Below are 19,264 nucleotides of genomic sequence, written 5' to 3'. Positions count from 1 at the left end.
GGGCGCCGGAACACCCGGCTCAGGCGGAAGATTGCTCCGCCGCCCGTTCACCATAGATGAACAGTGGGGCGGCACGGCCTTCGGCTACCTCCTTGTTCACGACGACCTCATTCACGTCGTCCAGGCCAGGCAGGTCGTACATGGTGCCCAGCAGGATGCTTTCCATGATCGAGCGCAGGCCACGCGCGCCCGTCTTGCGCTGGATCGCCCGGTTCGCCACCGACTTCAGCGCGTCGTCCGTGAAGGAAAGCTTGGTGGCCTCCATCTCGAACAAACGCTGGTACTGCTTCAGCAGGGCGTTCTTGGGCTTGGTCAGGATCTCGATGAGAGCCTTCTCGTCCAGGTCCTCCAGCGTCGCGATCACCGGCAGGCGGCCGATGAACTCGGGGATCAGGCCGAACTTCAGCAGATCCTCGGGCTCCACCTCGCGCAGGATGGCGCCGGCGCGGCGCTCGTCCGGGCCGCGGACCTCGGCGCCGTAGCCAATTCCCGAACCCTTGCCCTTGGCCGCGATGATCTTCTCCAGCCCCGCGAAGGCACCGCCCACGATGAACAGGATGTTGGAGGTATCGACCTGCAGGAATTCCTGCTGCGGATGCTTGCGCCCGCCCTGCGGCGGCACGGAGGCCACGGTGCCCTCCATGATCTTCAGCAGCGCCTGCTGCACGCCCTCGCCACTCACATCACGGGTGATGGAGGGGTTGTCGGACTTGCGGCTGATCTTGTCGACCTCGTCGATGTAGACAATGCCGCGCTGTGCCCGCTCCACGTTGTAGTCGGCCGACTGCAGGAGCTTGAGGATGATGTTCTCCACATCCTCGCCCACGTAGCCGGCTTCCGTCAGCGTGGTGGCGTCCGCCATGGTGAAGGGCACGTCCAGGATGCGGGCCAGCGTCTGCGCGAGCAGCGTCTTGCCCGACCCGGTGGGGCCAACCAGCATGATGTTGGACTTGGCGATCTCCACCTCGCCCGCCTTGGCGCCATGCGCCAGGCGCTTGTAATGATTGTGCACGGCCACGGCCAGCACGCGCTTGGCGTGCTCCTGGCCGATCACGTAATCATCCAGGACCTTGGAGATCTCGCGCGGCGTCGGCACCCCGTCCCGGGACTTCACCAGGTGCGTCTTGTGCTCTTCACGGATGATATCCATGCAGAGCTCGACGCACTCGTCGCAGATGAAGACCGTCGGGCCGGCGATGAGCTTGCGCACCTCGTGCTGCGACTTGCCGCAGAACGAGCAGTACAGGGTATTCTTCGAATCGCCGGACTTGCTCATGAGCGCTCCTGACCCGCCGGAAGAGGGCCGGCGGACCTGCACAGGACTGTAGCCCCCCTGTCATCCAGGGGGAAGTGGAACGGCCGCCGGCCCGGCGCCCGGGCCAGCCGCCGCCTTGTCACGCCTTGGGCGCCTCGGGCGCCGGCAGCACGCCGCCGGGCCGCTGCTCCACCACCTGGTCGATCAGCCCGAAGTCGCGGGCTTCCTCGGCCGTCAGGTAGGTGTCGCGCTCCATGGCGCGCTCGATCTCCTCCAGCGGCTTGCCGGTGTGGTGCACGTAGATCTTGTTCAGGCGCTCGCGCGTCTTCAGGATCTCGCGCGCCTGGATGGCGATGTCGGTGGCCTGGCCCTGGGCGCCGCCGGAGGGCTGGTGGATCATCACCTGGCTGTTGGGCAGGGCGAAGCGCTTGCCCTTCTCGCCCGCCGTCAGCAGCAGCGAGCCGGCCGAGGCCGCCATGCCCAGGCACACGGTGGACACCGGGGCGCGGATGTACTGCATGGTATCGTACATCGCGAGGCCGGCGGTGACCACGCCGCCCGGGCTGTTGATGTAGAAGGCGATGTCCTTGCTCGGATTCTCGCTTTCCAGGAACAGCAGCTGGGCGCAGATCAGCGCCGAGACCTGATCAAAGATCGGGCCCGTCAGGAAGATGATCCGCTCCTTCAACAGGCGCGAATAGATGTCGAACGAACGCTCGCCCCGCGCGGTCTGCTCGATGACCATGGGGACCAGCGTGTTGTTGAAGACTTCGACCGGATCGCGGTCACGCATGCTCTATCCTCTCGCAGCAATCCCTGGCGCCTGCTCGCCCAGGAGGCCCCTTGCCCCTGGCGACCGCGCCGGCCCCCGATCGCCGTCACTGTAAACTGGCTCCGGTTAACATGGGACAGCCAGGGCAACAGGGAAAGAGGGGGTCCGACAGATCAGCGAACACAGGAACAAAAGGGTAACGAACAAAACGGGAACGGGCCGGGGCGGTGTCCCGCCCCGGCCCGTGGCCCACCCAGCCTCAGCCCGCCTGGATCAGGCGGCGGCCTCGGCCGGTTCGGCGGACAGCTCGCCCGCCGGCACTTCCTTCTCGGTCACGCTGGCCAGCTCCAGCATGAAGTCGACCACCTTCTCCTCGAACAGCGGCGCCCGCAGGTTCTCGATCGCGGCGGGGTTCTTCTGGAAGAACTCCAGCACCTGCCGCTCCTGGCCCGGGTAGCGCTGCGCCTCGGCGCGCATGGCGCCGGTCAGTTCCTCGTTGGAAACCTGGATGTTGTTGCTGCGGCCGATCTCGCTCAGCAGTAGGCCCAGGCGGATGCGGCGCTCGGCGATGGCGCGGTACTCGGACTTCAGCGTGTCCTCGTCCTTGCCCTTGTCCTCGTCGTCCAGCTTGCCGGCCTTCTGGTCGGCCTCGATGCGCTGCCAGATCTGGGCGAACTCGGCGTCGACCATGGAGGCCGGCACCTCGAACGAGGCCTGGGCGGACAGCGCGTCCAGCAGCTTGCGCTTCACGTTGAGGCGCGAGATCTGGTCGTATTCCTGCTGCAGCGACTCGCTGATGCGGGTCTTCAGCTCGGCCACGTCGGCCAGGCCGAGCTTTTTGGCGAAGTCGTCGTCCACGGTGGCCGCGGCGGGCTTCTGCAGCTTCTTGGCAGTCAGCTTGAACACGGCGTCCTTGCCGGCCAGCTCGGCCGCGCCGTACTCGGCCGGGAAGGTCACCTTCACGTCGCGCGTTTCGCCGACCTTGATGCCGATCAGCCCCTCGGCGAAGCCGGGGATGAAGCCCGCGCCGCCGATCTCCACCGGCATGTCGCTGCCGGTGCCGCCCTGGAACGGCTCGGCCAGCCCGCCCTCGGCCGCCTCATCGACCAGCCGGCCCTCGAAGTCGGTCACCACCACGTCGCCCTGCTCGGCGGCGCGTTCCTCGGTGACATCCTCCATCGCGCGGTTGCGCGACGCGATGCCGTCCAGCGCTTTGGTGATCTCCTCGTCGCCCACCTTGGTCACCGGCTTCTCCAGCGCGATGGCGGCGAAGTCGGGCAGCGGGATCTCGGGCAGCTGCTCCAGCTCGATGTTGAACTCCAGGTCGGAGCCCTCCTCGAACTTCACCAGCTCCACCTTGGGCTGCATGGCGGGGCGCAGGCCGCGCTCCTCGATCACGCTGCGGGTGGTGGACTGCACCTGCTCGTCCAGCACCTCGCCCATGATGGACGCGCCGAAGCGCTGCTTCACGACGGACGCGGGCACCTTGCCCGGGCGGAAGCCCGGCAGGCGGATGTCCTTGGACAGCGCCGCCAGCCGCGTGTCGCGCGCCGCCGCGATATCGGCCGCGGGAACCACCACGTTGAAGCTGCGCTTCAGCCCTTCGGCCGCCTGCTCGGTTACCTGCATCGTCGCCACACCTGCTCCTGACTGACTGTTCAGTCTCGTGATTGCTGTCTGCCGGCGGCGCTGGTTGGTGCGGGCGGAGGGACTCGAACCCCCATGGCTTGCGCCACTGGAACCTAAATCCAGCGTGTCTACCAATTCCACCACGCCCGCGCGCTTGACGCCGGCACGTCATACGAGCGGCGGCATCTAGCGCAGCCCAGCCCGCAATGAAAGGGGAGCAGGCCCCTTGCGGCCCGGCCCCCGCCCCGGCACAGCTAGACGACCCTGTCCGAGGTTCCCATGAGCGCCACCGCCGATACCCGCCCCAGCCCGCGCGCCTCGCTGCCCGCGCGCATCCGCGACCTTTCGGTCAACCAGATCGCCGAGATCGCCGACCTGGCGCGCGAGGACCCGGAGGTCATCAAGCTGTGGATCGGCGAAGGCGACCTGCCCACGCCCCCCTTTGTCACGGAAGCGGCCGAGGCCGCCATGCGCGCCGGCCAGACCCGCTACACCTATTCCCAGGGCCTGCCCCGGCTGCGCCAGGCGCTGGCCGACTACCACGCGCGCCACTGGGGCGTGGCGGTGGCGCCCGACCGCTTCGCGGTGACCGCCGGCGGCATGAACGCCATCATGCAGGCCATCCAGGCCGTGATCGAGCCGGGCGAGGAGGTGATCATTCCCGGCCCCCACTGGCCCAACTTGGCGGCTGTGGTAAGGGTCTGCGGTGGCGTGCCGGTGACGGTGAACCTGCGCCGCGCGGCGGACGGCGCCTTCAGCCTGAACCTCGCGGACATCGAGGCCGCGATTACCCCCCGCACCCGCATGGTGGCGATCAATTCGCCCTCCAACCCCACCGGCTGGGTGATGCCCAAGGGCGAGATGCTGGCGCTGCGCGACCTGCTGCGCGCCCGCGACCTGTGGCTGCTGTCGGACGAGGTGTACAACCACTTCACCTACGGCAACAGCATCGCGCCCTCCTTCCTGGAGATCACCGAGCCGACCGACAAGCTGCTGGTGACCAACACCTTCTCCAAGAACTGGGCGATGACCGGCTGGCGCGCCGGCTGGATCGTGGTGCCGGAAGGCATGGGCGAGACCTTCGCCAGCCTGTGCCAGTACAACACCACCTCCATCCCCACCTTCATCCAGTACGCCTGCATCGCGGCGCTGGACCAGGGCGACGACTTCATCCGCACCATGGTCGCCCGCTGCCGCGAAAGCCGGCGCATCTTCTCGGAAGGCCTGGCCGCCCTGCCCGGCATCCGCGTGCAGGCGCCGGAAGGCAGCTTCTACCTGATGTTCTCGCAGGACGGCGTGACGGACAGCCGCGCGCTGGCCATCCGCCTGCTGCGCGAGGCCAAGGTCGGGCTGGCCCCCGGCACCGCCTTCAGCGACGAGGACGACGGCAAGATCCGGCTGTGCTTCGCCATTTCGCCCGGACTGGCGGAGCAGGCGATGGCGCGGCTGGCGGCGTTCTTCCGCAGGGGCTGAAGAAGAAAGGCCGGGGGAAGGAATTCCCCCGGTCCCCCATCTTTTTCCTGACTCGTATCAGGGAGCGCCCGTGACCCGCTCGCGCTCCCGAAAACAGATAAAAAAGAAAAGAAGGGGTCCGGGGAATTCTTTCCCCGGCCTTCCTATTCTTCCTCCTCCAGCGCCGGCCCCCGCGTGGTGTCGCGCCCTTCCACCGCAGGCAGCGCCACCGCCGCCCCTGTCTCGGCGCTGCGGTACAGCGCTTCCATGATCACCTGGTCCTGCAGCCCTTCCTCGCCTGGCGTCCGGGGCACCCGGTCCTGCAGCACGCATTGCGCCATGTGGTCGATCTCGGCGGCAAACTGGTTCTTCTGGCCCAGCCGCAATTCGCGGATCGCCTCGGCCTTGCCATCGCGCGTCGCCACGCGCATGGACTGGCCCTGGTAGGCGAAGGCGTTTTCCACGTCGATCCAGCCTTTTTCCAGCCGCACCCGCATGTCCTTGCTTTCATGCGCGCCGTAGCTGGCGGCGCAATTGGCCATCAGGCCGGAAGGAAAGCGCAGCATGAACGCGATGCTTTCCTCCACCTCGCGGTAGCGGGGGTCGTCGGGGGTGTTGTGGATGCGGGCGAAGACCTCCACCGGCTCCTCGCCGCTGTAGAAGCGGGCGGCGTTCAGGCAGTACAGGCCGATATCCGGCAGGGCGCCGCCGCCGGCCAGGGCCTTGCTGAAGCGCCATTGCGGCACCTCGCCCTGCACCTGGGTGTTGCTGGCTTCCATGAAGCGCGCCGCGCCCAGGCCGCCGTCGCGCAGCAGGGCGGTGGCGCGGCGGTTGTAGGGCTCGTACTGGCAGCGATAGGCGATCATCAGCTTGACGCGGGCGTCGCGGCAGGCAGCGACCATCTCGCGCGCTTCGGCGCTGGTGTTGGCCATGGGCTTCTCGCACAGCACGTGCTTGCCGGCGCGGGCGGCGCGCAGCACGTATTCGTGGTGCAGGCCGTTGGGCAGCACGATGTAGACGACCTTGACCTCCGGGTTCTCGGCAATGCGGTCGAAGTCGGCGTAGCTGTACAGCGCCTCGGGCTTGATGCCGTATTGCGCGCCGACGGCCTTGAGCTTGTCGGGCGTGCCGGACACCAGCGCCACCGGCCGCGCCTGCTTGCATTCGGCAAAGGCGGGCAGCAGCTCTTCCAGGCTCAGCCGCCCCAGGCCGACGATGGCGAAGCCGACGCGCTCGCCCGGCGGCATGGGGTTGGGCGGCGGCGGCGAGGGCCGGTCGGCCTCTCCTTTCCAATTCGGAAAGGTGACGCGCCCGCCCTGCACGTTGCCGATATCGGCGGGCGTGGGGGGCGGTGCCGCGGCGGCGGCGGGCCCCGCGGCCAGGAGCAGCGAAGCGCCCCCCACCAGGCCGCGGCGGGAAAGGCTCGGCATACGGTCGGGCATGGGCTTGGCTGTCCTGTTGTTTTCCATGGGGAAAACCGCCGGCGCGCCGCGTTGGTTGCCCGTTACCGCCCCAGCAACGCCTGGGCGCAGGCGTCCAGGATGCTGCTCTCGTCCAGCCCGTATTCGCGGTACAGGTCCGGGATGTCGCCGGACTGGCCGAAATGGTCCACGCCCAGCGGCACCACTCGCTGGCCGCGCACCGCCCCCAGCCAGCTATGCGCCGCCGGGTGGCCGTCCAGCACGGACACGATGGCGGCGTCGCGCGCCAGGGGCGCCAGCAGCGCCTCCACATGCGAGGGCGGCGCGCCCGGCCCCTGGCGGGCGGCACGGCGGGCATCCAGCCAGCCGGCATGCAGCCGGTCGGGGCTGGTGATGGCCAGCAGGCCGGCGCCCGCTTCCTCCGCCTGCAGTTCCCGGAAGGCGGCCATGGCTTCCGGCGCCACCGGCCCCTGGAAGGCGATGGCGATGCGCGCGCCCTCGGCCGGCGGCACCGCCCAGTAGCCGCCGGCGATCACCGCTGCGGGGTCGAGGCGCCGCTCCGGCTGCTCCAGCCCGCGCGTGGACAGCCGCAGCCAGACCGCCGAGCCATCGGGCTGCTGCATGTGGTGGAAGGCGTGGCGCAGCAGGATCGCCAGCTCGTCCGCATGCGCCGGCTCGTAGCTGGCCAGCCGGTCCTGCGCGATGCCGAGCAGGGGCGTGTTGATGCTCTGGTGCTGCCCGCCTTCCGGCGCCAGCGTCAGGCCCGAGGGGGTGGAGACCAGCAGGAAGCGCGCATCCTGGTAGCAGGCGTAGATCAGCGCATCGAGGCCGCGGTTCACGAAGGGGTCGTAGACCGTGCCCACCGGCAACAGCCGCCCGCCGTGCAGCCGGTCCGCCAGCCCCAGGGCGCCCAGCAGCAGGAACAGGTTCTGCTCGGCGATGCCCAGCTCGATGTGCTGGCCCTTGGGCGACATGCCCCAGCGCTGGGCGCTGGCCAGCTTGGCATCGCGGAACACGTCGTTCTTCAGGTGGCGGTCGAACACGCCGCGCCGGTTCACCCAGGGGCCGAGGCTGGTGGACACCGTGACGTCCGGCGAGGTGGTGACAATGCGCGAGGCGAATTCCTCCGCATCCCCCTTCCCGCCCCGGCCGATCTCCGCCAGCAGCTCGCCGAAGGCGGCCTGGGTGGACAGGGTGCGGCCGGCGGCCACGCGCGGCACCGGCAGGGCGGCCGGCACCGGCACGGGCGGCGCGGACAGGCTGCGGCCTTCCGGCGCCACACGCCCGGCGAAGGGCACCTCGCCCAGGAAGGCTTCCAGCTCGGCTTCCGGCAGGTCCAGCCCCTCGAACCGGTCCCACTCATGGCCGGGGCGGATGGCGTGGCCCCGGCGGAAGCCTTCCATCTGCTCCTTGGTCATCAGCCCGGCATGGTTGTCCTTGTGGCCGGCGAAGGGCAGGCCCATGCCCTTCACGGTATAGGCGATGAAGCAGGTCGGCTGGTCGCCCGCCGCTTCCTGGGCGCGGAAGGCTTCCGTCAGCGTTTCGATGTCGTGGCCGCCCAGGTTGGTCATCAGGGCGCCGAGTTCCTCGTCGTCCAGCGGGTCGATGATGGCGCGCAGGCCGGGCTCGCGCCCCAGCTCCGCCAGCAGCGCCGCGCGCCACGCGGCGCCGCCCTGGAAGGTCAGCGCGGAATACAGACTGTTGGGGCAGTCATCGATCCAGCGGCGCAGCGCCTCGCCGCCCTCGCGCGCGAAGGCGGCTTCCAGCTTGCGGCCGTATTTCAGCGTGACGACGTTCCAGCCCATGTCGCGGAACAGGCCCTCGATGCGGCCGAACAGCCGGTCGGGCACCACGGAATCCAGGCTCTGGCGGTTGTAGTCGATCACCCACCAGACATCGCGCACGTCGTGCTTCCAGCCTTCCAGCAGGGCCTCGTAGATGTTGCCCTCGTCCAGCTCGGCATCGCCGACGATCGCCACGTGCCGGCCGCGCGGCAGCCCGGCGCGGCCCAGCCCGTGCAGATGCACGTAGTCCTGCACCAGAGAGGCGAAGCTGGTCAGTGCCACGCCGAGGCCGACGGAGCCGGTGGAGAAATCGACCTCCGCCCCGTCCTTCACCCGGCTGGGATAGGGCTGGATGCCGCCGAACTGCCGCAGCGTGGACAGCTTCTCGCGCTGCTGCCGCCCCAGCAGGTAGTTGATGGCGTGGAACACCGGCCCGGCATGCGGCTTCACCGCCACCCGGTCCTGCGGCCGCAGGATGTCGAAATACAGCGCCGTCATGATGGACACGCAGGAGGCGGAGGAGGCCTGGTGCCCGCCCACCTTCAGCCCGTCGCGGCTGGGGCGGATATGGTTGGCGTGGTGGATGGTCCAGGCGGACAGCCACAAGAGCTTGCGTTCCAGCGCGCGCAGCAGGGCCAGGCGCCGGGGTGCGTCGGGGGGCGATGCGCGGTGCAGTTCCGTCGCGGTGTCCATGGGCGGGTATCCTCCACGCGCGGCCTTTGGCGGCCGCTTGTCCGTCTCCCGCGAAGCTTAGGGGAGCGGCAGCGGGAGCGGGATGGAAAAACGCCGGGCCGGGTCTCGCGCCATCAGCCCGTGCAACAATGCGCCTCCCTCCCCGTTAGCGTGAGCATGGCCGGGGCGGCGCCCTCTCCGGCCCGGGAATGCGCGTGCCTTCCCTTCCGACACGCCCATGCCGCGCTGGCCCGCGGCCCGAGAACACAGCTCCCCCCGATGCAACACGTGCCCACCACCGCCGGCAAAGCCGAATTCAAGGCCCTGACCTCGTTCCGCGGCTTCGCCGCGCTGTTCGTGGTGATCTTCCATTACTCGGGCGACTTTCTGCCCAACCTGGATTTCGCGCCGCACACCGCCTTCGTGGGCAAGAGCTACCTGTGGGTGGACTTCTTCTTTCTGCTCAGCGGCTTTGTCATCAGCTACGCCTATGGCCACCAGTTCGCGGGCGGCCTGCGCTGGGCCAGCGTCAAGCAGTTCGCCTTCGCGCGGCTGGCGCGCATCTATCCGCTGCATGTCGCCGTGCTGCTGGGCTTCCTGCTGCTGGAGCTGGCGCGGGTGCCGCTGCACGCGGCGGGGCTGGTGGCGCTGCGGCCCTTCAGCTTCGACATGAGCCCCTATTTGCTGATGCTCAACCTGGGCCTGCTGCAAACCACCGCCCTGGCGGGCACGCTGTCCTGGAACGGCCCCGCCTGGTCGATCGGCGCCGAATGGATGAGCTACCTGGCTTTTCCGCTGCTGGCCCTGCCGCTGATGCGCTTCGGCGGCCGGCGCTGCCTGCTGCCCGTGGGGCTGGGCATCCTGGGGCTCGCGGTCATTTCCGGCGGCGGGCGGAACCTGGACCTCACCTACAACCTCGGCGCGCTGCGCTGCCTGTTCGAGTTCCTGGCGGGCATGGCGCTGTTCCGGCTCCACGCCTCGCTGCAACTGCTGCCGCTGCGGCGGGACGGGCTGACGGCCTTGGCGCTGGCGGCCGTGGCGGGCACCCTGCATTTCGACATCCCGGACATCCTGGTGCCGCCGCTGATGGCGCTGTTGATCCTGGCACTGGCGCGCAACGAGGGCACCATCGGCCGGGCGCTGTCCTGGCTGCCCTTTCTCCGGCTGGGCCAGATCTCCTACTCGCTGTACCTCGTGCACATGCTGCTGCTGCAGGCGACGCTGACCGCCAGCCAGGTGCTGCTGGGGCAGGACATCGGGCGGCTGCTCGGGCCAGGGGCGTCGCTGGCGGCGCTGCTGCTGTTCCTGGCCGCGCTGATCCCCATCGCGGCGCTGCTGCACCGCCGGGTGGAACTGCCCTTCCAGCAGGCGCTGCGGCACAGCCGCTTCGCCCGCGTCCACATCTACGGCGTTGCGGCGGCGCCCCGGGCCGGCCTGACCTAGGCGCCCGCCAGGGTCATGCCATCCACCCGCAGCGTCGCGGCATCGGTGCCGCGGCGGAAGCGCAGGTCGTCAGCGGAAGCGAGGTGCAGGAACATCTCGCGCAGGTTGCCGGCGATGGTGACGCCGCCCACCGGCTCCGCCAGTTCGCCCCGGCGGATCATGAAGCCCGAGGCACCGCGGCTGTAGTCGCCGGTCACGCCGTTGATGCTGCTGCCCATCATCTCCGTGACGTAGAAGCCCTCGTCGATGTCGCTCATCAGCTCGGCAGGCGACACGCTCCCCGGCTCCAGCCACAGGTTGGTGGGGCCGGGCGACGGCGGTCCGGAAACGCCCCGCCCGGCATGGCCGGTGGAAGACAGGCCGAGCTGCCGCGCGCTGCGCCAGTCCAGCACCCAGGAACGGAGGATGCCGTCCTCGACCAGCGCACGCGCCTCGCCGGGCATGCCCTCGCCGTCGAAGGGGCGGGAGCGCAGGCCGCGCGGGCGCAGCGGGTCGTCGCGCAGCGTCAGGCCGGCGGCCATCACCTGCCGGCCCATGCTGTCGCGCAGGAAAGAAGTGCCGCGCGCCACGGCCGCACCGTTGATGGCGGCCGACAGGTGGCCGAGCAACGAGGCCGACACGCGCGGATCGTACACCACGCTCAGCCGCCGGCTGGCCGGGCGGGTGGGGTTCAGCCGGCGCACCGCCCGCTCGCCCGCGCGGCGGCCAAGGCTCGCGGCATCCTCAAGATCCGACAGGTGGACGGCGGAGCTATAGTCGTAGTCCCGTTCCATCGCCGTCCCCTCGCCCGCCAGGCAGGACACGGAGGTGGAATGGCTGGTGCGGCTGTATTCGCCCGCGAAGCCGTTGGACGCCAGCAAGGCCACGCGGGTACGGCTGAAGCCCGCCTCCGCGCCGTTGCTATTGCTGACACCGGCGGTGGCCAGCGCCGCTTCCTCGGCTTCCGCCGCGCGGGCCAGCAGCGCCTCGGCCGTGGGCTCGGACGGGTCGTCGAGGTCGAGGTCGCGCGGCGGCGTGGCCACGCGCTCCGGCAGTCCGGAAAAGCGGTCCTCCGGCACGGCGCGCGCCATGGCCACGGCGCGCGCCGCGAGCGCGGCGAAGCCGCCGTGGTCCGGGTCGGTGGAGGAAACGATCGCCTGCCGCCGGCCGACGAACACCCGCAGGCCGAGGTCCAGCCCCTCCGCCCGCTCCAGCTGCTCGATGGCGCCGAGCCGGCGGGCGACGGACAGCGAGGTGCCCTGGACCAGCATGGCATCGGCCGCGTCGGCCCCCGCCGCGCGGGCGGCGGCCACCAGGGCGGCGAGCGTTTCCAGCCGGTTCATGCCGCCAGCTGGTCCACGATCGCCGGCAGGCCGGGCACCTTGCCGGCGGGGCCGAGGGCGGCCAGCGTCGGGCGCGAGCGGAAGATCATGGCCGCCGCCTGCTGCACCTCCTCGATGGTCACGGCGGCGATCTTCCGCTTGGTTTCCTCCGGGTCGATGATGCGGCCGTGCACCTGCAGCTGGCGGGCCAGCTGCTCGCAGCGGCTGCCGGTGGATTCCAGCGACATCAGCACGGAGGCGCGCAACTGCGCCTTGGCGCGGTTCAGCTCGTCGGCCGAGACGTCGTGCTGCACCCGCTTCAGCTCCTGCAGGGTCACGGGCACCAGCTCGGCCGCCTGCTCCTCGCCGGTGCCGGCGTAGATCGAGAAGACTCCGCCGTCGCGGAAGGGCTGCGCGAAGGAATAGATGGAATACACCAGCCCGCGCTTCTCGCGGATCTCCTGGAACAGGCGCGAGGACATGCCGCCGCCCAGCAGGGTGGACAGCAGCATGGTCGGGTAATGCCACTGGGTGGCCACCGCCGGGCCCTCGAAGCCCAGCACCACGTGCACCTGGTCGAGGTCGCGCTCCTCGCGGAACTCGCCGCCCTGGTAGCGGGCGGCCTCGCCCAGCGCGGGGTCGACGACCGGCAGGTCGCCGAAGTGGCGCTTCACCTGGGCCACGAGGTCGTCGTGCTCCAGTGCGCCGGCGGCGGCGACGACCATTCGGCTGGCGCCGTAGTGGTGGCGCATGTAGCCGGTCAGCACCTCGCGCGGCATCTTGGCGATGATCTCTTCCGAGCCCAGCGTCGGGCGGCCCATCGCCTGGTCGGGGAAGGCGGTGGCCTGGAAGTGATCGAAGACGATGTCGTCCGGCGTGTCGTTCGCCTGGCCGATCTCCTGCAGGATCACGCCGCGCTCGCGCTCCAGCTCCTCCGGGATGAAGGTGGAATGCGTCAGGATGTCGCCGAGGATGTCGGCGGCGAGCGGCATGTCCTCCTTCAGCACCTTGGCGTAGTAGGCGGTGTTCTCGCGCGCCGTGTAGGCGTTCAGATGGCCGCCCACGTTCTCGATCTCGCGGGCGATGGCGGCGGCGTCGCGCTTCTGCGTGCCTTTAAAGGCCATGTGCTCCAAGAAATGGGACACGCCGTTTTCCGGTGCCGCCTCGTCGCGCGTGCCGGCATGGACATAGGCGCCGATGGAAACGGTCTCGACCCGCGGCATCGTCTCGGAGACGACGGTCAGGCCGTTGGAAAGGCGCGTCAGCCGCACCGCATCAGACATTCGTGGGACTTCCGGTGATGCCCGCCGGACAGCGGGCGATGTTGCAACGTCTGCCTTGCAATGTAGGGCCGCCGGCCCGGCTGTGCGACCCCGGCGCGCGGCGGCGCGGCGCAATGTCCGGCAACTTTGCGCAACGCGGAAAAACTTCGCGAGAAATCCTCTTGAGTACTGGTTTCGCCGGGTCACTGGGCGGATCCGTCATTGCGAATCCGGTTCCACGGTAGTTGGGGGGCATATGGGAGATGCACCCTTGGCGCTGATGCCAGGCCAGGACCGGCATACATCACGGCACAGGCGGCGATCGTGTTCGCCATCATCCCGACGCCAGCCCCGACGTGCCATGGCGCGGTGCCAAACCCCACCGACGCCCCCGTGCCCGAGCCGGGCACCTTGATCTGCCGGCGATCAGCGAACCAGCCCGCCGGCGCGTCAGGACCCTCGGACCGCGAGGGCATCCGGACCGTTGCAACTGGCCCATCGCGCGTCGGCGATATTTACGCTTTCCGCATCCAAGATGGGGAAACCGGCGCAAGACCCTCAAACAATGGCGAAAATTTCGTGGCACGTAATGTGCTGGTTCAGCCCTGACTCCGCGTAAAGGCCAAGCCTGCTTCATGATACGTCGTCACATCTTCGGCCTTGTTGCCGTCGCGGCCGGCCTCGCCACTCAGCCCGCCATCGCCCGGGACCCGCGGATTGATCCGGAGCCCACGGTTCGCCCCGCCGGCTTCTGCCGCGCCGACGCCACCACCCCCGTCACCTCCCGCAACCGTCCGGCCACCGAGAGCCAGGGCCATGACGCCCGCAAGCCCACCAGCCTGTCGTTGCTGCTGGTGGGCGGCGCCGCGCTGCTCGCGTCCCAGGGCGCCCGCCGCAGGCCGCGCTGAGCCGCTGGCGTCAGGCGGCGTTGCGCCGGGCGTGGGCGCGTACCGCCGCCTCGATGTCCGCCAGCGCGCCGGGCATGACGGCGAAGCGCTCCTCGCGCTGGTACAGGTCGGCCAGGCGGGCCGGCAGCGGCGGGCGGAAGCCGGTGGCCTGCTCCACCGCATCGGGAAACTTGGCCGGATGCGCCGTGGCGGCCACCACCACCGGGATGGAACAGTCCTGCGGCCGCAGCGCTCGCGCGGCGGCGGTGCCGATGGCGGTGTGCGGGTCGGCCAGGTAGGCGCTCTCGGCGTACAGGCGGCGGATCTCCTCCAGCGTGCCCTCGTCCGACAGGGTGAAGCCGGCGAACAGGGTGGTCGCCTGCTTCCAGGCGGCATCCGGCACCGGCATGCGGCCCTCGGCGCGGAAGCGGGTCATGATGTCGGCCGTGGCCACCGGGTCGCGGCCCAGCAGCTCGAACAGGAGCCGCTCGAAGTTGGACGACACCTGGATGTCCATGGAGGGCGACAGGCTCGGCTCCACCGGCAGCATGGACATGTCGTTGGACACCAGAAAGCGGGCCAGGATGTCGTTGCGGTTGGCGCCGACGATCAGCGTCTCGACCGGCAGGCCCATGCGGCGCGCCACCCAGGCCGCCAGGACGTTGCCGAAATTGCCCGTGGGCACGGAAAAGGCCACGGGCCGGTCTGGCGCGCCCAGCGCCAGCGCGGCGTAGGCGTAGTACGGCACCTGCGCCGCGATGCGCGCCCAGTTGATGGAGTTGACGGCGGACAGCCGCATCTCCTGCCGGAAGGGCACGTCGCCGAACATGGCCTTCACCAGGTCCTGGCAGTCGTCGAAGCTGCCCTGCACGGCGATGTTGTGGATGTTGGAGGACAGCACCGTGGTCATCTGACGGCGCTGCACCTCGCTGGTGCGGCCTTCCGGGTGCAGAACCACCATGTCGATCGCCGCGCGGTCGCGGCAGGCCTCGATGGCGGCCGAGCCGGTGTCGCCGGAGGTGGCGGCGACGATGGTGATGCGCTCGCCGCGCTTTTCCAGCACGTGGTCGAACAACAGCCCCAGCAGCTGCATCGCCATGTCCTTGAAGGCGAGCGTCGGGCCGTGGAACAGCTCCAGCGAGAACAGGTTGGGCTCGATCTGCACCAGCGGCGCGGTGGCCGCGTGGCCGAAGCCGCCATAGGCCGCCCGCGTCATCCGCAGCAGCTCGGCTTCCGGGATGCCGGGGCCGGTGAACAGGGCCATCAGCCGGGCCGACAGCTCGGCATACGGCAGGCCGCGCAGGGCGCGCCATTCCCCGGCGCTCAGCACCGGCCAGGTTTCGGGCAGGAACAGCCCGCCATCCTCGGCGAGCCCCGCCAGCAGCACGTCTTCGAAGTCGCGAGCCGGGGCCTGACCCCGGGTGGAGATGTAGCGCATGATGCGGCGGAGGTTAGCGTCCGGCGAAGGCGCGGGCCAGGGCGTCCCACATGGGCAGGCGCTGCCATTGCGCGTCGAACGGCAGGCCGCGGTGGATGCGGCCTTCCGGCATTGCCACGGCGGGTTCCGTGCTCAGCCAGGAATGGCCGGTGGACAGCCCCCAGCACAGCACGCTGCGCACGCCGGCGGCCAGCGCGGTGGACACGAAGGCATGCGTGCGTTCCGCCACCAGAGCGTCGCGCGCCGGCAGCTCCTGCGGCGCGTCCCAGCTTTCGCGCACGTCCAGCTCGGTGATCAGCACCGCGAGCCCGAGGTCGCGCAACGCGGTGATGAAGCCCGTCAGCACGGCGGGGTCGAAGGGCTTGGCCAGCTGCAGGTGCGATTGCAGCCCCACCGCGTCCAGCGGCACGCCCCGCTCCAAAAGGCCGCGCACCAGCGCCAGCAGGCGGCGGCGCTTCTCGTCGGCGGCGGGGGTGGCTTCCTCGATGCCGTATTCGTTCAGCGTCAGCCGCAAGGTGGCGTCGCGCGCGCGGGCCAGCCGCAGCGCCGTATCGATGTAGGAGGGGCCCAGCGCCGCGAGCCAGGGCGAGGCTCGCAGGTTGCCCGGCTCCGACTGCGGGGTGTCGGAGCCGGCGGGGTCGGCGACCACCTCGTTGACCACGTCCCAGTCGCGCAGCTGCGCGCGGGTGTAGTCCAGCACGCCGTTGATGTGGGCGGCCAGCACCGCACGCGCCCGCTCGGGCCCTTCCAGCAGCGCGGCCTGCGCCCAGGGGGGCAGGTCCTTGTGCCAAACCAGGGTGTGGCCGCGCACCGCCTTGCCGTTGGCGCGGGCCCAGCGCAGCACCGAATCCAGCGGCTTGAAGTCGAAGCGCCCGGCGGCGGGCTGCAGGGCCGCCCACTTGCCCTCGTATTCCGGCACCAGCAGCGCGCATTCGCGCTGAAAGGCGGCGGCATAGGCCGGGTCGCGGCCCAGCAGGCCGCCTTGCGCGGCGGCCCCGAAGGTGATGCCGTTGGCCTTGGCGATCTCCCCCAGCCCGGCGGTGGCCGGCTGGGCCAGGGCGGCATGCGCCGCGCCGGCCGACCCGGCCGCGAGCAACAGCCGCCGGGTCAGGGGGGGCATCAGGCGGCTCGCGCCGCGTTGCCGGCGTTCTCGTTCGCCGCGCCGCCGAGGTCGCGCTGGAACTTGTCGCGCCGCCAGCACAGCAGCCGCCACGCACCCTTGGCCGCGATGGTGGACATCCGCCCGCGCGGCGGCAGCCCGATCGACTTGAAGACCATGCCCATGCCCCGCTCGATATGCCGGTAGCGATAGTAACCCATGGCCCGGCTCATATAGCCAGCGATACAACGGTTATGATCGTAAGGCACACCCACCGGGTCGTTGCCGCAGTGGAAGGCGAAGGCCAGCTCGTCGTCCTCGCTCTCGCCGATGCGCCCGGCGGCGACCTTGAGCCGCTGCAGGAAGGACAGCTTCTCGCGCGCCAGGTAGCGCTTCATGTGGTCGTAGAAGAGCTTGAAGTGGCGGTACTCATCCGCCGCGATCAGCCGGCAGATCTCCTTCAGCACCGGCTCCTCCGTCTCCTCGCCCAGCGCGGTGTAGTAGGAGGAGGTGCCGGTCTCGACCATGCAGCGCGCGATCAGCTCGCCGGTGCGGCTGCCGCGGATGGAGGCGTCGGCATTGACGTCGATCTTGTAGCCTTCGCGGTAGCGCTTGAAGCTTTCGTCGAAGTCCCAGGACGGATCGGCCAGCATCGCCCACTTGCCCAGGGCATCGCCGTGCTGCACCTCCTCCACCGCCCAGTTGTCCGAGGCCTGGCGGAAGTCGGGGTCGTCGACGAACACGCCCTTGAGGTACTGCGCATAGTCCACGCCGTTCTTCTCGACCATGGCCGCCGCCTTGACCAGCGGGATGATGCCAGGGTCGATCTTCGACGGATCGAAGCGGTCCCATTCCACCTGCTCGATACGCCAATGCTTCATGGTGCTTCCCGACCTGTGTTGTGGCAGCGTTGAAACGACAACGCCGCGCAGGGGACAATGTCCCGTGCGCGGCGCCATGTTTCAAGGGGATGACGGCGCGTCAGGCCGCGCCGGCGACATCCCGCATTGCCCGCGCGGCGAGCAGGCGGTCCATCGCCTTTTCGCGCAGCTCGGGCGCGTCGTTGGCCTGGGCCTGGTACGTGGCCTCGGCCTCGCGCACGCGGGCATCGGCCTCGGCGCGCGAGATCTGCGCGACGGGGGTGGCCTCGTCGGCCAGCACCGTCACGCGGGTCGGCGTGATCTCGGCGAAGCCGCCGGCGACAAACAGCCGCTCGGTGGCCGAGCCGCCGCCGCGCACCTCGATGACGCCGCCCTTGAGGGCGACGATCATCGGGGAATGGCCCGGCAGGATGCCCATGTCGCCCTCGGCCGCCGGGATGATCGCCATCTCGACGGGCCGGGAAAGCAGCAGCTTCTCCGGGCTCACCAGTTCAAGGTCGAAGGTCGCCATGGTGCTGTTCTATCCTCAGGCCGCGGTCTTCAGGCCTTCGGCCTTCTTCACCGCGTCCTCGATGGCGCCGACCATGTAGAAGGCGGCTTCCGGCAGGTGGTCGTACTCGCCCTTCACGATGGCGGCGAAGGAGCGGACGGTGTCCTCGATCTTCACGAACACGCCCGGCGAGCCCGTGAACACCTCGGCCACGTGGAAGGGCTGGGACAGGAAACGCTGGATCTTGCGCGCGCGCGCCACGACCAGCTTGTCCTCTTCCGACAGCTCATCCATGCCCAGGATGGCGATGATGTCCTGCAGGGACTTGTAGGTCTGCAGGATGCGCTGCACGTCGCGCGCCGTGTTGTAGTGCTCCTCGCCGATCACGCGGGGGTCGAGCGCGCGGGAGGTGGAGTCCAGCGGATCGACGGCCGGGAAGATGCCCAGCTCGGCGATCGAGCGGTTCAGCACGGTGGTCGCGTCCAGGTGGGCGAAGGACGTGGCGGGCGCCGGGTCGGTCAAGTCGTCGGCGGGCACGTAGATGGCCTGCACCGAGGTGATCGAGCCCTTCTTCGTGGAGGTGATCCGCTCCTGCAGCGCGCCCATGTCGGTGGCCAGCGTCGGCTGGTAGCCCACCGCGGAGGGGATGCGGCCCAGCAGCGCCGAGACCTCGGCACCCGCCTGGGTGAAGCGGAAGATGTTGTCGATGAAGAAGAGCACGTCCTGGCCCTGCTCGTCGCGGAAGTATTCCGCCATCGACAGGCCGGACAGCGCGACGCGGGCGCGGGCGCCCGGCGGCTCGTTCATCTGGCCATAGACCAGCGCCACCTTGGAACCCTCGGTGGAGCCGTTCTCGCCCAGCTTGATGACGCCGGCATCGATCATCTCGTGATAGAGATCGTTGCCCTCGCGGGTGCGCTCACCGACGCCCGCGAAGACCGACACGCCGCCATGGCCCTTGGCGATGTTGTTGATCAGCTCCTGGATGGTCACGGTCTTGCCGACGCCGGCGCCGCCGAACAGGCCGATCTTGCCGCCCTTCAGGTAGGGGGCCAGCAGGTCGATGACCTTGATGCCCGTGACCAGGATCTCGGCCGAGGTGGCCTGGTCCTCGAACAGCGGGGCGGAGCGGTGGATGGTGTAGGACTTGTCGTGCGGCACCGCGCCGCGCTCGTCGATCGGCTCGCCGATGACGTTCAAGATGCGGCCGAGCGTGCCCTCGCCCACCGGCACGGAGATGCCCTTGCCGGTGTCGACCACCTCGGTGCCGCGCACCAGGCCGTCGGTCGTGTCCATGGCGATGGTGCGCACGGTGCGCTCGCCCAGGTGCTGCGCGACTTCCAGCACCAGGGTGCGGTCGCCGATCTTCAGCTGCAGCGCGTTCAGCATGCCGGGCAGCTCTTCGGGGAACTGCACGTCCACGACGGCGCCGAGGACCTGCGTTACCTTGCCGACGTTGTTCTTCATGGCGGTGATTC

Annotated in this window: 15 protein-coding genes and 1 tRNA gene; 3 read left to right on the top strand and 13 right to left on the bottom strand. The window is 69.8% G+C overall.

Annotated elements, in window-relative coordinates; all coding sequences use genetic code 11:
- Positions 1–19: 19 nt before the first annotated feature.
- The 4 genes from clpX to IAI59_RS08735 form a co-directional block, all read right to left on the bottom strand.
- Complete coding sequence (clpX, locus tag IAI59_RS08750; RefSeq protein WP_207416162.1) at positions 20–1,276, bottom strand: ATP-dependent Clp protease ATP-binding subunit ClpX; 1,257 nt, start codon at positions 1,274–1,276, stop codon at positions 20–22.
- Between the two features lie 118 nt (positions 1,277–1,394).
- A complete protein-coding gene (locus tag IAI59_RS08745) occupies positions 1,395–2,048 on the bottom strand; it encodes an ATP-dependent Clp protease proteolytic subunit (protein ID WP_207416161.1) in 654 nt (217 codons plus the stop codon).
- A gap of 252 nt (positions 2,049–2,300) precedes the next feature.
- On the bottom strand, positions 2,301–3,656 hold the full coding sequence (gene tig / locus IAI59_RS08740; protein ID WP_207416160.1) for a trigger factor: 1,356 nt from the start codon (positions 3,654–3,656) through the stop codon (positions 2,301–2,303).
- Positions 3,657–3,721: 65 nt separating this feature from the next.
- Positions 3,722–3,806 (bottom strand) — tRNA-Leu (locus IAI59_RS08735).
- Between the two features lie 129 nt (positions 3,807–3,935).
- Between IAI59_RS08735 and IAI59_RS08730 the strand changes: the two genes are divergently transcribed.
- On the top strand, positions 3,936–5,129 hold the full coding sequence (locus IAI59_RS08730) for a pyridoxal phosphate-dependent aminotransferase (protein WP_207416159.1): 1,194 nt from the start codon (positions 3,936–3,938) through the stop codon (positions 5,127–5,129).
- Between the two features lie 143 nt (positions 5,130–5,272).
- Here the strand turns inward: IAI59_RS08730 and IAI59_RS08725 are convergent, their stop codons facing one another.
- Positions 5,273–6,550 carry a Gfo/Idh/MocA family protein gene (locus IAI59_RS08725; RefSeq protein WP_237180554.1) on the bottom strand — a complete coding sequence of 426 codons (1,278 nt, stop codon included), beginning with the start codon at positions 6,548–6,550 and terminating at the stop codon, positions 5,273–5,275.
- Between the two features lie 62 nt (positions 6,551–6,612).
- The gene (locus tag IAI59_RS08720) at positions 6,613–9,006 is read right to left on the bottom strand and encodes a 1-deoxy-D-xylulose-5-phosphate synthase N-terminal domain-containing protein (protein WP_237180553.1); all 2,394 of its coding nucleotides are present in this window, start codon (positions 9,004–9,006) and stop codon (positions 6,613–6,615) included.
- A 267-nt stretch (positions 9,007–9,273) separates the two neighbouring features.
- Here IAI59_RS08720 and IAI59_RS08715 point away from each other — a divergent pair, with 267 nt between their 5' ends.
- Positions 9,274–10,428, top strand: a complete 1,155-nt coding sequence (locus tag IAI59_RS08715) for an acyltransferase family protein (RefSeq protein ID WP_207443850.1) — start codon at positions 9,274–9,276, stop codon at positions 10,426–10,428.
- On the opposite strand, the gene IAI59_RS08710 is transcribed toward IAI59_RS08715, so the two are convergent.
- Together IAI59_RS08710 and IAI59_RS08705 are read right to left on the bottom strand one after the other, a co-directional pair.
- Positions 10,425–11,750, bottom strand: coding sequence for a TldD/PmbA family protein (locus IAI59_RS08710; RefSeq protein WP_207416157.1), 1,326 nt, complete (start codon positions 11,748–11,750; stop codon positions 10,425–10,427). The genes IAI59_RS08715 and IAI59_RS08710 overlap by 4 nt on opposite strands.
- Positions 11,747–13,012 (bottom strand): M16 family metallopeptidase, encoded by a 1,266-nt coding sequence (locus IAI59_RS08705; RefSeq protein WP_207416156.1) that lies wholly within the window; start codon positions 13,010–13,012, stop codon positions 11,747–11,749. The genes IAI59_RS08710 and IAI59_RS08705 overlap by 4 nt, the downstream gene beginning before the upstream one ends.
- 614 nt (positions 13,013–13,626) lie before the next feature.
- Here IAI59_RS08705 and IAI59_RS08700 point away from each other — a divergent pair.
- Positions 13,627–13,899, top strand: coding sequence for a hypothetical protein (locus IAI59_RS08700; RefSeq protein ID WP_207416155.1), 273 nt, complete (start codon positions 13,627–13,629; stop codon positions 13,897–13,899).
- A gap of 10 nt (positions 13,900–13,909) precedes the next feature.
- Here IAI59_RS08700 and thrC read toward each other — a convergent pair whose 3' ends face one another.
- The 5 genes from thrC to atpD all read right to left on the bottom strand — a co-directional run bounded on the left by thrC (position 13,910) and on the right by atpD (position 19,253).
- On the bottom strand, positions 13,910–15,316 hold the full coding sequence (thrC, locus tag IAI59_RS08695) for a threonine synthase (protein WP_207416154.1): 1,407 nt from the start codon (positions 15,314–15,316) through the stop codon (positions 13,910–13,912).
- Positions 15,317–15,329: 13 nt separating this feature from the next.
- Positions 15,330–16,436, bottom strand: a complete 1,107-nt coding sequence (locus IAI59_RS08690; RefSeq protein WP_207416153.1) for an endo-1,4-beta-xylanase — start codon at positions 16,434–16,436, stop codon at positions 15,330–15,332.
- Complete coding sequence (locus IAI59_RS08685; protein ID WP_207416152.1) at positions 16,436–17,296, bottom strand: acyl-ACP desaturase; 861 nt, start codon at positions 17,294–17,296, stop codon at positions 16,436–16,438. Before IAI59_RS08685 ends, IAI59_RS08690 begins: the two co-directional genes overlap by 1 nt.
- 100 nt (positions 17,297–17,396) lie before the next feature.
- On the bottom strand, positions 17,397–17,807 hold the full coding sequence (atpC, locus tag IAI59_RS08680; protein ID WP_207416151.1) for an ATP synthase F1 subunit epsilon: 411 nt from the start codon (positions 17,805–17,807) through the stop codon (positions 17,397–17,399).
- Between the two features lie 15 nt (positions 17,808–17,822).
- Entirely contained in the window at positions 17,823–19,253 is a 1,431-nt protein-coding gene (atpD, locus tag IAI59_RS08675; protein WP_207416150.1) for a F0F1 ATP synthase subunit beta, read from the bottom strand.
- Positions 19,254–19,264: the final 11 nt, after the last annotated feature.

Source organism: Roseomonas haemaphysalidis (assembly GCF_017355405.1).
Lineage (GTDB): Bacteria > Pseudomonadota > Alphaproteobacteria > Acetobacterales > Acetobacteraceae > Pseudoroseomonas > Pseudoroseomonas haemaphysalidis.
This window is presented reverse-complemented; position numbering and strand designations above follow the sequence as displayed.

What these genes read in the sequence shown, in the direction of transcription:
- clpX (WP_207416162.1), bottom strand. Translation starts at nt 1,276, where the DNA reads ATGAGCAAGTCCGGCGATTCGAAGAATACCCTGTACTGCTCGTTCTGC.
- IAI59_RS08745 (WP_207416161.1), bottom strand. Translation starts at nt 2,048, where the DNA reads ATGCGTGACCGCGATCCGGTCGAAGTCTTCAACAACACGCTGGTCCCC.
- tig (WP_207416160.1), bottom strand. Translation starts at nt 3,656, where the DNA reads ATGCAGGTAACCGAGCAGGCGGCCGAAGGGCTGAAGCGCAGCTTCAAC.
- IAI59_RS08730 (WP_207416159.1), top strand. Translation starts at nt 3,936, where the DNA reads ATGAGCGCCACCGCCGATACCCGCCCCAGCCCGCGCGCCTCGCTGCCC.
- IAI59_RS08725 (WP_237180554.1), bottom strand. Translation starts at nt 6,550, where the DNA reads ATGCCCGACCGTATGCCGAGCCTTTCCCGCCGCGGCCTGGTGGGGGGC.
- IAI59_RS08720 (WP_237180553.1), bottom strand. Translation starts at nt 9,006, where the DNA reads ATGGACACCGCGACGGAACTGCACCGCGCATCGCCCCCCGACGCACCC.
- IAI59_RS08710 (WP_207416157.1), bottom strand. Translation starts at nt 11,750, where the DNA reads ATGAACCGGCTGGAAACGCTCGCCGCCCTGGTGGCCGCCGCCCGCGCG.
- IAI59_RS08705 (WP_207416156.1), bottom strand. Translation starts at nt 13,012, where the DNA reads ATGTCTGATGCGGTGCGGCTGACGCGCCTTTCCAACGGCCTGACCGTC.
- IAI59_RS08700 (WP_207416155.1), top strand. Translation starts at nt 13,627, where the DNA reads ATGATACGTCGTCACATCTTCGGCCTTGTTGCCGTCGCGGCCGGCCTC.
- thrC (WP_207416154.1), bottom strand. Translation starts at nt 15,316, where the DNA reads ATGCGCTACATCTCCACCCGGGGTCAGGCCCCGGCTCGCGACTTCGAA.
- IAI59_RS08690 (WP_207416153.1), bottom strand. Translation starts at nt 16,436, where the DNA reads ATGCCCCCCCTGACCCGGCGGCTGTTGCTCGCGGCCGGGTCGGCCGGC.
- IAI59_RS08685 (WP_207416152.1), bottom strand. Translation starts at nt 17,296, where the DNA reads ATGAAGCATTGGCGTATCGAGCAGGTGGAATGGGACCGCTTCGATCCG.
- atpC (WP_207416151.1), bottom strand. Translation starts at nt 17,807, where the DNA reads ATGGCGACCTTCGACCTTGAACTGGTGAGCCCGGAGAAGCTGCTGCTT.
- atpD (WP_207416150.1), bottom strand. Translation starts at nt 19,253, where the DNA reads ATGAAGAACAACGTCGGCAAGGTAACGCAGGTCCTCGGCGCCGTCGTG.